Below are 10,223 nucleotides of genomic sequence, written 5' to 3'. Positions count from 1 at the left end.
GGGTGCCGCTGCGGGGGAGCGCCCGGTGCGGCGCGCCCGTACGGCCGCCGCCGGCTCGGCGAGCCAGGCTGCCCCTTCGGAGACGCCGGCGGTGGAGGGCGCCGCTGTGGAGTCCGCCGCCCCGGAGGCCCCGGCGCGTCCTCCGCGCCGCAGCCGCAGCGCGTCGGACGGTTCCGCCAGCCAGGCCTCCACCCCGGAGACCCCTGCCGCCGAGGGTGCCGCCGCCGAAGGCGCCGCCCCGGAGGCCCAGGCCCCGGCCCCCGCGCGTCCGCCGCGTCGCAGTCGCAGCGCGTCGGACGGCTCGGCGAGTCAGGCCGGGGAGCCCCCGGCACCCGCCGCCCCGCCTCGTACCCGTAGCTCGGACGCGCCCTGGCACCACGCCCGCCCGGCCTTCGACGACGAGGCAGCCCCGGCCCCCGAGCCGGAGGCGGCATCCGCCCCCGCTCCGGAGGCGGATGCCGAGACGCCCCCCAAGGCCGACCGGCCCGACGCCGAAGCCGGCACCGGCACCGACCCCGACACGGACGACAACCCCACCCACCCCGCCGGAGGCGATCCCGCGTGAACGACGTACTGGACGTCGCCCTCCGGCTGCTCGTCGTCTTCGCCGTGTTCCTCGTGCTGCCCCTCGTCGTCGGGCAGACCGAGCACAAGGTCATGGCCCACATGCAGGGGCGCCTCGGCCCCATGTACGCCGGTGGGTTCCACGGGTGGGCCCAGCTCGTCGCCGACGGGGTCAAGTTCGCACAGAAGGAGGACGTGGTCCCGGCCAACGCCGACCGCCGCGTCTTCCAGCTCGCGCCCGCCGTCGCCCTCCTCCCGTACCTCCTGGTCCTCGTCGCCATCCCCATCGGCCCGAGCGAAGGCGCCGTCGGCCAGGTCCTCGACGCAGGCATCTTCTTCGTGCTCGCGGTCATGGGCGTCGGCGTGCTCGGCAGCCTCATGGCCGGCTGGGCGTCCGCCAACAAGTTCTCCCTGCTCGGCGGCCTGCGCACGGCCGCCCAGCTGCTCGCCTACGAGCTCCCGATGCTGCTCACCGCCGCCTCCGTCGCGATGGCCGCCGGCACGGTCTCCCTGCCCGGCATCCTGAACGCCTTCGAGTGGTGGTGGCTGCCCTGGCAGATCGTCGGCGCCCTCGTCTTCTTCGTCGCGGGCCTCGCCGAGCTGCAGCGCCCGCCGTTCGACATGCCGGTCGCCGACTCGGAGATCATCTTCGGCGCGTACACCGAGTACACCGGGCTCCGCTTCGCGCTCTTCCTGCTCGCCGAGTACGCCGGCATCGTCGTCCTCTGCGGCCTCACCACCGTCCTCTTCCTCGGCGGCTGGCACGGCCCCTTCGGCGCCGAGGGCCTCGGCTGGGTCTGGACGCTGCTCAAGACAGCGATCCTCGCCTTCATCGTCATCTGGCTCCGTGTCAGCTATCCCCGGCTCCGCGAGGACCAGCTCCAGAAGCTCGCCTGGACGACCCTCGTCCCGCTCGCACTCGCGCAGATCGCGCTCACCGGCATCGTGAAGGTGGCGATCAACTGATGTCCCCGATCCCCGGCTCCGGCCTCGCCAAGGGGCTCGCCGTGACGCTCCGCACGATGACGAAGCGCGCGCACACCGCGCAGTACCCGGACAAGCAGCCCGAACTCCCGCCCCGCACCCGCGGTGTCATCGGGCTCTTCGAGGAGAACTGCACCGTCTGCATGCTCTGCGCCCGCGAGTGCCCCGACTGGTGCATCTACATCGACTCCCACAAGGAGACGGTGCCCGCCGCCACCCCCGGCGGCCGCGAGCGCAGCCGCAACGTCCTCGACCGCTTCGCCATCGACTTCGCCCTCTGCATGTACTGCGGTATCTGCATCGAGGTCTGCCCCTTCGACGCGCTGTTCTGGTCGCCCGAGTTCGAGTACGCCGAGACCGACATCCACGAACTCACCCATGAGCGCGACAAGCTCCGCGAGTGGATGTGGACGGTGCCGGAACCGCCCGCGCTCGACCCGCGCGCCGAGGAGCCGAAGGAGATCGGCGCGGCCCGCAAGGCGGCCGAGAAGGCCGCCGCGGCTGCCGCTGCCCAGGCCGATGCCGAGGCCGAGGGGGACCAGCAGTGAACCTCGCCGTCCCCCAGCTCGCCGCCACCACCCCCGGCTTCCTCTCGCCCTCGGGCGTCGAGATCGCCTTCCTGCTCGTCGGCCTCGTCACCCTCGGCGCCGCCGTCGTGACCGTCACCACCCGCCAGCTCGTGCACGCCGCGCTCTGGCTGGTCGTGGCGCTCGGCGGGCTCGCGGTCGAGTACCTGCTCCTGACCGCCGAGTTCATCGCCTGGGTCCAGGTGCTCATCTACGTCGGCTCCGTCGTCGTCCTCCTCCTCTTCGGGCTCATGCTCACCAAGGCACCCATCGGCCGCTCCCCGGACGCCGATTCGGGCAACCGGCCCGTCGCCCTGGCGGTCGCGCTCGTCGCGGCCGTCGCGCTCGTCTGGGTGGTCGTCGACGCCTTCCGCACCACCTGGATCGACCTGGACGGGCCGGCCCAGGGCTCCACCGAGGTGACCGGCGAGATGCTCTTCCGGCACTGGGTGCTGCCCTTCGAGGCGCTCTCCGTCCTGCTGCTCGCCGCCCTGGTCGGCGCGATCGTCCTGTCCCGCAAGAACGCCAAGGAGGCCCGGGACTGATGCATCTCGCCTACCCCGCCGTCCTCGCCGCCCTGCTCTTCTGCGTCGGCCTCTACGGCGTCCTCGCCCGTCGCAACGCGATCCTGGTCCTGATGTCCGTCGAGCTGATGCTCAACGCCGTCAACCTCAACCTGGTCGCGTTCGACGTGTGGCTCCGCGACACCCTGCACGCCGGCCAGGCGCTCACCCTCTTCACCATCGCCATCGCCGCCGCCGAGATCGGCATCGGCCTCGCGATCGTCCTGATGGTCTACCGCAACCGCGGCACCTCGGACGTCGACCGCCTCCGCGACACCGCCGAGTCGCCGTCCGACGACGACGGCGACACCGACGCCGAGCCCCGAACCACCGGGACCGGCGAGAAGGCCGAGGCCACCGCGTGACCACCACGACCCTCGCCGTCCTCGTCCCCCTCCTCCCCTTCCTCGGCGCGGCCGCCGGCCTGCTCCTGGGCCGGACCGCCCCCGGCTTCGTCCGCCCGCTCGCGGTGCTGCCGACGCTCGCCGCCGCCGTCCTTGCCGTGCTCGTCGCCGTCCGGCAGGGCGGCGGGAAGACCATCGAGGCCGCCACCCAGCTCACCCCGACCGGCTCGGTCCCCATCGACCTGGCCCTGAACATCGACGGCTTCGCCGCCCTCGTCGCCGTCGTCGTCGGCGTGGTCGCCACCTGCGTGCAGGTCTACTCGACCGGCTATCTGCGCGACGACCCGCGCTACGCCTCGTACGCCGCGCTCGTCTCCCTCTTCACCTCTGCGATGCTGCTCGTCGTCTACTCCGGCGACCTGATGGTGCTCCTGGTCGGCTGGGAGATCATGGGCATCTGCTCGTACTTCCTCGTCGGCCACTACTGGGAGACCCCCGAGGCGCGCGCCGCCTCCCTCAAGGCCTTCCTGGTCACCAAGCTCGGCGACGTCCCCTTCCTGATCGGTCTCTTCGCGCTCGCCACCGACGCGGGCACGTTCCGGATCGACGGGATCCTCGGCGCCGTCGCCGCCGGCGCGATCGACCACCCCACCCTCGTCGCGCTGCTGCTCCTCGCGGGCGTCGCGGGCAAGTCCGCGCAGTTCCCGCTGCACAACTGGCTCCCCGACGCGATGGCCGGCCCCACCCCCGTCTCCGCGCTCATCCACGCGGCGACGATGGTCGCCGCCGGCATCTACTTCGTCGCCCGGCTGCTGCCCGTCTTCGCCGCGTCGGCCGCCGCGATGACCGTGCTCGCCGTGATGGCCGCCGTGACGATGGTCGGCTCGGCGCTCGCCGCGCTCGCCCAGGACGACATCAAGCGCGTCCTCGCCTACTCGACCATCGGCCAGCTCGGCTACATGGCCGGCGCCCTGGCCGTCGGCGACCGCGGCGCCGCCGTCTTCCACCTCATGTCCCACGGCGCCTTCAAGGCCCTCCTCTTCCTCGCCGCCGGTGTCGTCATCCACGCCGCCGGCACGAACTCGCTCTCGGCCATGTCCCGGATGAGCGGCCTGACTAAGCGGATCCCCGACGCGTACTGGACGATGACCGTCGCCCTCCTCGCGCTCGCCGCCCTGCCGCCGTTCGCCGGCTTCTTCTCCAAGGAAGCCGTCCTCGTGGCCGCCGAGCACACCGCGCTCGGGGACCGGACCGTCGCGCCCGCCGGGGCCGGCTGGCTCGTCCTCGTCGCGGGTCTGCTCACCGCCCTCCTGACCGCCGCCTACGCGACGCGGCTCTGGCTGCTGGCCTTCCGCGGCCGCGGGGCGCAGGTCCCCGACCACGGTCGCCAGCCGCTCGCGATGACCACCGTGCTGTGGGTGCTGGCCATCCCGTCCCTGGGCTTCGGACTGACCGTCACGTACCTCGACGACTGGTTCGACGGCCACGCCCTCACCCCGACCGTCACCACGGCCGTCCTCGGCACGGGCATCGCCCTCGTCGGCGCCGTCGTCACGTACGCGGTCTGGCGCACCCTCGCCACCAAGGCCCCCGCCGTGGCCGCCCCCGCCCCCGAGGCCGCCGCCCCGCACGTCGCCCACCCCGACGCCGAGGCGGGCAAGGTCGAGGCCGAGGCCCTGCACCTGCCGCACCCCGCCGAGGACCCGGCCGACCCCGGTCGCGCCCTGCTCGGCCCCCTGCACGGCCCCGCGGCCGCCGGCTTCCACCTGGACGCCCTCTACGCCGCCGTGTTCGTCCGCCCCGTCCTGGCCGCGGCCTCCCTGGTCCGCTTCCTGGACCGCGAGGTCGTCGACACCTACGTGCGCGGCGCGGGCACCGGAACCCAGTGGCTCGGGTGGCTCGTCCGCCGGGCCCAGACCGGCAACGTGCAGACCTACCTGAGCGCCCTGCTCGCCGGCTCCGTCGTCCTGGCGATCGCCGCCGTACTCGTCGCCGCCGGAGCGTGAGACGTGATCGATATCAGCGAATCCGTGATGCAGTTCCTTCTCGCGTTGATCGTCGCCGGCCCGCTCCTCGGTGCCGTCGCCGCTCTCCTCCCGGCCCCGCCCGGGCTGAAGGGGAAGTCGCCCGACCAGGCCGTGCTCCGCCACGGCGTGATCGTGACCGGCGTGATCCTGGCCGCCGCGATCGTCCTCGCGCTCGGCTTCGACCACGACCAGCCGTCGAGGATCCAGGCGAGCACGGACATCAAGTGGATCCCCGCGCTCGACGTGCGGCTCCACCTCGGTGTCGACGGCATTTCCCTCCCCCTCCTGGTCATGACCGCGCTGCTGGCCTTCCTCTGCGCGCTCTACAGCTACTTCAAGATGCCGACCGGTCCCTCCCCCAAGGGATTCGTCGCCCTGCTCCTCGTCCTCGAGTCCGGCACCCTCGCGACCTTCGCCGTCCTCGACCTGATCCTGTTCTTCCTGGCCTTCGAGATGGTCCTCATCCCGATGTACTTCCTGATCGCCCGCTGGGGCGGTGCGGGCAGGCAGGCCGCCGCCTGGAAGTTCATCCTCTTCACGCTGCTCGGTTCCGTCGTCATGCTGCTCGGCCTGCTCCTCATCGGCGTGAAGGCGGGCACGTTCGACATGGTGGCACTCGCCGCCGACAACGGCCGCGGACTGTCCACAGCCGTGCAGGTCATCGCCGTGCTGTCGATCGGGATCGGGCTCGCGGTGAAGACCCCGATGTGGCCGCTGCACAGCTGGCTCCCGGACGCCCACACCGCCGCGCCCACGGTCGGCTCGGTCCTCCTCGCCGGCGTCCTGCTGAAGATGGGCACGTACGGCTTCGTGCGGATCCTGCTGCCGATCACGCCCGACGGGATGCGGACCTTCGCCCCGTACCTGGCCGCCTTCGCCGCCGTCGGCATCATCTACGGATCGCTCGCCTGCCTCGCCCTCACGCGCCCCGGCGTCAACGGCGACCTCAAGCGGCTGATCGCGTACTCCTCCGTCGGCCACATGGGCTTCGTGCTCCTCGGCATCGCGACCATGACCCCCACCGGAGTCAACGGCGCGCTCTTCGCCAACATCGCCCACGGCCTCATCACCGGCCTGCTGTTCTTCCTGGTCGGCGCGGTCAAGGACCGGTACGGCACCGCCGACCTCGACACCCTCGCCGGGGCCACCGGCGCCGCCCTCTACGGCCGCGCCCCGCGCCTCGGCGGGCTGCTCGCCTTCGCCGCCGTCGCCTCCCTCGGGCTGCCGGGCCTTGCCGGCTTCTGGGGCGAGATGCTCGCCCTGTTCGGCGCCTTCGAACCGGCCGAGGGCCTCAGCCGCCCCGCCTTCCTCACCTTCATGGTCATGGGCGGCATCGGCACCCTCCTCACCGCCGCGTACCTCCTCCTGGTCGTCCGCCGGGTCTGCATGGGCGGCCCCCGGCCGAGCGGGGAGACCGCGCTCGCCGACGTCCAGGGGTACGAGTTCGCCGCCTGGACCCCGCTCGTCGCCCTCACCGTCCTCGCCGGCCTGTGGCCCGCGGTTCTCCTCGGCCTCACCGACCCGGCCGTGCAAGCGCTCCTCGCGGGAGGAAACTCGTGACCCCCACGACCCTCGTCCAGTCCGTCGACTGGCTCGCGATCGCGCCGCCCACCGTCACCGCCGTGGTCGCGCTCGCCGTCCTCGTCGCGGACCTCTTCCTCCCCGAGCGCCACAAGCAGCTCCTCGGCTGGACCGCGATCGCCGGGCTCGTCGCCTCGATCGCCCTGCTGGTCCCGCTGCGCTCAGGGAACCGTTCGACCTTCTGCCTCACCACCGAGCCGGCCGCGACCGCCGCCTGCAGCTACACCGTCGACCGCTTCACCCTGGTCATCCAGTTCCTGGTGTTCGGCGGCGCCCTGCTCACGGCCCTGCTGTCGCTCGCGGACACCCGCGACCGGCTGCCGGCGGGGGAGTACTGGTTCCTGCTGCTCTCCTCGGCGGCCGGCGCGGCGCTGCTGCCCGCCTCCCGCGACCTCGCGACCCTCGTCGTCGCCCTCGAAGTGGCCTCCCTGCCCGCCTTCGCCCTGGTGGGCATGCGCCGGGGCGACCGGCGCTCCAGCGAGGCGGCGCTGAAGTTCTTCCTCTCCTCGGTCACCGCGACCGCCGTGACCCTGCTCGGCGTGAGCTTCGTCTACGGCGCGACCGGCACCCTCCACCTGACCGAGCTCGCCCAGGCGCTCGACGACGTCCCCGCACAGCTGGAGACCCTCGCCGGGGCGGGCGTGGCGCTGACCCTCGTCGGCTTCGCCTTCAAGACGGCCGCGGTCCCCTTCCACTTCTGGGTCCCCGACACCTACGTCGGCGCCCCGCTGCCCGTCGCCGGCTACCTCTCCGTGATCGGCAAGGCCGTCGGCTTCACCGGCCTCATCCTGGTGACCGTCGTCGCCTTCCCCTCCTACGCCGACATCTGGGGCCCGGCTCTCGCCGTGCTCGCCGCGCTCACCATGACGGTGGGCAACGTGGCCGCGCTGCGGCAGGTCTCCACGCGCGCGTGGAGCGCGGTCCGGCTGCTCGCCTGGTCCTCCGTGGCCCAGGCCGGCTACCTCCTGGTGCCGATCGCCGCCGCCGCGTACTCCGGCGACGCCCAGATCGGCGCCACCGTCGCGTACGCCCTGATGTACGCCGTCGTGAACCTCGGCGCCTTCGCGGTCGCCGCCCTGGTCGCCCGTACGCACCCCGAGAACCGGATCGCCGACTACCGGGGCCTGTACGCGGCCAGCCCCCTCCTGGCGCTCACGATGGGCTTCTTCCTGCTCAATCTGGCGGGTCTGCCCCCCGGTGTCATCGGCCTCTTCGCCAAGGTCACCGTCTTCTCGGCGGCGGTCGACGCCGGCCTCGGCTGGCTGGCCGTGATCATGGGCGTGAACGTCGTGATCGGCCTCTACTACTACCTGCGGTGGACAGCCCTGCTGTTCCGCGAGCCGGTCGGGGAGCGGGCCCACGCGCGCGTGCCCGCACCGATCACCCTGGCGGTCGCCCTCACGGCCGTCGTGGGCGTGGTGCTGTCGGGCTACCCGCAGTTCGCCCTCCGCTTCGCGTCGGACACCATGTTCTGACCCTCACGTTCGTTCCGACCCTCACCTCACCCCCGTACGACCTCTCCCCCCACAGAGAAAAACGCATCAAGGAGCTTCACCCGTGCTGACCGGTTTCAAGGACTTCATACTCCGCGGGAACGTCGTCTCGATGGCCATCGGGCTGGCCGTCGGATCCGCGTTCACCGCCGTCGTCACCGGCTTCAGCAAGGCCTTCATCACCCCGCTCATCGGTCTCGCCACCGGCTCGGTCGGAGACTTCAGCGAGGCGAAGTTCAAGGTCGGTCAGACGATCTTCCCGTACGGCCTGGCCATCTCCGCCGCCATAGCGTTCGTGATCACCGCCGCGGTGCTCTACTTCTTCATCGTCGTCCCCATGACGAAGGTCCAGGAGAAGTTCGCCAAGGAGGAGGCGGCGGAGAAGTTCGAGATGCGCGACTGCCCCCGCTGCTTCACCGAGATCCCGGCCGTCGCCACCCGGTGCGCGCACTGCACCAGCGAGGTCGAGCCGGTCGCCGCCGCGCTGGAGAAGGCCGGCATCCTCCCGGCCCCGCGCTGACGGCGCCTCGGCGCCCTCCGCCATCACCCGTACGGCCCACACCGGCCCCCGTGGGGGCAAGGGAACCGGAGCCTTCCGCCTGGCGTTGACCAGTACGGGAGGGTCCACTGGACGAGGTGGACACACCACCGAGCAAAGGGTTCCCCTGCCGCACCACTTGGAGGGCGTACCGTGCACCGCCGGCACAACGGGCTGAGGACCGCCGTACTCCTCGGAGGGCTCTCGGCCCTCATCATTGTCATCGGCAGCTTCTTCGGCCGTACGGGACTGATCGTCGCGCTCTTCGTGGCGCTCGGCACCAACGCGTACGCCTACTGGAACAGCGACAAGCTGGCCCTGCGGGCCATGCGCGCGCGCCCGGTGAGCGAGTTCGAGGCGCCCGCGCTCTACAAGATGGTGCGCGAACTGTCGACGCAGGCCCGCCAGCCGATGCCCCGGCTGTACATCTCGCCCACCCAGGCGCCGAACGCCTTCGCGACCGGCCGGAACCCGCGCAACGCGGCCGTGTGCTGCACCGAGGGCATCCTCGCGATCCTGGACGAGCGCGAGCTGCGCGGAGTCATCGGCCACGAGCTGAGCCATGTCTACAACCGGGACATCCTGATCTCCTCGGTCGCCGGAGCGCTCGCCTCCATGATCATGTTCCTGGTCAACTTCGCCTGGCTGATCCCGGTCGGCCGGTCCAGCGACGACGACGGCCCCGGTCTCCTCGGCATGCTGCTGATCATGATCCTCGGCCCGGTCGCCGCCTCGGTCATCCAGCTCGCGATCAGCCGCTCCCGGGAGTACGAGGCGGACGCCTCGGGCGCCCAGCTCACCGGCGACCCGCTGGCCCTGGCGAGCGCCCTGCGCAAGCTGGAGGCGGGCACGAAGCAGCTGCCGCTGCCGCCGGAGCCGAAGATCGAGACCGCGAGCCACATGATGATTGCGAACCCCTTCGGAGGGGGCAGAGGCCTTTCGAAGATGTTCTCGACGCATCCGCCGATGGCGGAGCGCATCGCCCGACTCGAACAGATGGCAGGTCACCGCCCGTGAAGACAATCCTGAACGTCATATGGCTCGTCCTGTGCGGCTTCTGGATGTTCCTCGGCTACATGCTCGCGGGCATCCTGCTGTGCATCACGATCATCGGCATCCCGTTCGGCCTCGCCGCCTTCCGGATCGGCGTCTACGCCCTCTGGCCCTTCGGCTACACCGTCGTGGACCGCCGTGACGCGGGCGCGCCGTCCTGCGTGGGCAACGTCCTGTGGCTGATCCTGGCGGGCTGGTGGCTCGCGCTCGGGCACATCACCACGGGCATCGTCCTGTGCATCACGATCATCGGCATCCCGCTGGGCATCGCGAACTTCAAGCTGATCCCGGTCTCCCTGCTCCCCCTGGGCAAGGAGATCGTCCGCTCGGACCAGGCCGCGTACCCGTACCAGACGCATTGAGACGGCGGCGGCACGCGGCGGCCTGGCGGACGCACACGGCGGCACGGCGGCGGCCGGTTCGTGGAAGGACCTCACGGACTCGGTCAACACCATGGCGCACCGGCTGACGGCGCAGGTGCGGGACATCGCGCTGGTCACGACGGCGGTG

At 71.9% G+C, this 10,223-nt stretch carries 10 protein-coding genes and 1 pseudogene; all 11 read left to right on the top strand.

The features are described from left to right. A pseudogene (locus AB0E14_RS38285) lies at positions 1-565 on the top strand (NADH-quinone oxidoreductase subunit C); the annotation flags it as partial. Continuing rightward, the gene (locus tag AB0E14_RS38280; RefSeq protein WP_362429709.1) at positions 562-1,530 is read left to right on the top strand and encodes a complex I subunit 1 family protein; all 969 of its coding nucleotides are present in this window, start codon (positions 562-564) and stop codon (positions 1,528-1,530) included. The pseudogene AB0E14_RS38285 and the gene AB0E14_RS38280, both read left to right, overlap by 4 nt. After that, positions 1,530-2,096, top strand: coding sequence for an NADH-quinone oxidoreductase subunit I (locus AB0E14_RS38275; protein WP_362429706.1), 567 nt, complete (start codon positions 1,530-1,532; stop codon positions 2,094-2,096). The genes AB0E14_RS38280 and AB0E14_RS38275 overlap by 1 nt, the downstream gene beginning before the upstream one ends. Next, a complete protein-coding gene (locus AB0E14_RS38270) occupies positions 2,093-2,659 on the top strand; it encodes an NADH-quinone oxidoreductase subunit J (protein ID WP_362429703.1) in 567 nt (188 codons plus the stop codon). The genes AB0E14_RS38275 and AB0E14_RS38270 overlap by 4 nt, the downstream gene beginning before the upstream one ends. Beyond that, positions 2,659-3,042, top strand: coding sequence for an NADH-quinone oxidoreductase subunit NuoK (gene nuoK, locus AB0E14_RS38265; RefSeq protein WP_362429700.1), 384 nt, complete (start codon positions 2,659-2,661; stop codon positions 3,040-3,042). The genes AB0E14_RS38270 and nuoK overlap by 1 nt, the downstream gene beginning before the upstream one ends. After that, positions 3,039-5,027: an NADH-quinone oxidoreductase subunit L gene (locus AB0E14_RS38260; protein WP_362429697.1), complete on the top strand. Its 1,989-nt coding sequence runs from the start codon at positions 3,039-3,041 to the stop codon at positions 5,025-5,027. The genes nuoK and AB0E14_RS38260 overlap by 4 nt, the downstream gene beginning before the upstream one ends. A 27-nt stretch (positions 5,028-5,054) precedes the next feature. Continuing rightward, positions 5,055-6,608, top strand: coding sequence for an NADH-quinone oxidoreductase subunit M (locus tag AB0E14_RS38255; RefSeq protein ID WP_362429712.1), 1,554 nt, complete (start codon positions 5,055-5,057; stop codon positions 6,606-6,608). Then, on the top strand, positions 6,605-8,104 hold the full coding sequence (locus AB0E14_RS38250; protein WP_362429694.1) for an NADH-quinone oxidoreductase subunit N: 1,500 nt from the start codon (positions 6,605-6,607) through the stop codon (positions 8,102-8,104). The genes AB0E14_RS38255 and AB0E14_RS38250 overlap by 4 nt, the downstream gene beginning before the upstream one ends. A gap of 82 nt (positions 8,105-8,186) precedes the next feature. Then, positions 8,187-8,642, top strand: coding sequence for a large conductance mechanosensitive channel protein MscL (gene mscL, locus AB0E14_RS38245; protein WP_362429691.1), 456 nt, complete (start codon positions 8,187-8,189; stop codon positions 8,640-8,642). A gap of 171 nt (positions 8,643-8,813) precedes the next feature. Beyond that, complete coding sequence (gene htpX, locus AB0E14_RS38240) at positions 8,814-9,677, top strand: zinc metalloprotease HtpX (RefSeq protein WP_362429688.1); 864 nt, start codon at positions 8,814-8,816, stop codon at positions 9,675-9,677. Then, positions 9,674-10,075 (top strand): YccF domain-containing protein, encoded by a 402-nt coding sequence (locus AB0E14_RS38235; RefSeq protein WP_362429685.1) that lies wholly within the window; start codon positions 9,674-9,676, stop codon positions 10,073-10,075. Before htpX ends, AB0E14_RS38235 begins: the two co-directional genes overlap by 4 nt. The last annotated feature ends 148 nt before the right edge of the window (positions 10,076-10,223 follow it).

This window comes from Streptomyces sp. NPDC047981 (genome assembly GCF_040653315.1).
In the GTDB taxonomy this organism is placed as follows: domain Bacteria; phylum Actinomycetota; class Actinomycetes; order Streptomycetales; family Streptomycetaceae; genus Streptomyces.
Note: the sequence above shows the minus strand (reverse complement) of the source record. Positions and strands in the feature narration are given on the sequence as shown.

What these genes read in the sequence shown, in the direction of transcription:
- nuoK (WP_362429700.1), top strand. Translation starts at nt 2,659, where the DNA reads ATGCATCTCGCCTACCCCGCCGTCCTCGCCGCCCTGCTCTTCTGCGTC.
- AB0E14_RS38255 (WP_362429712.1), top strand. Translation starts at nt 5,055, where the DNA reads ATGCAGTTCCTTCTCGCGTTGATCGTCGCCGGCCCGCTCCTCGGTGCC.
- AB0E14_RS38275 (WP_362429706.1), top strand. Translation starts at nt 1,530, where the DNA reads ATGTCCCCGATCCCCGGCTCCGGCCTCGCCAAGGGGCTCGCCGTGACG.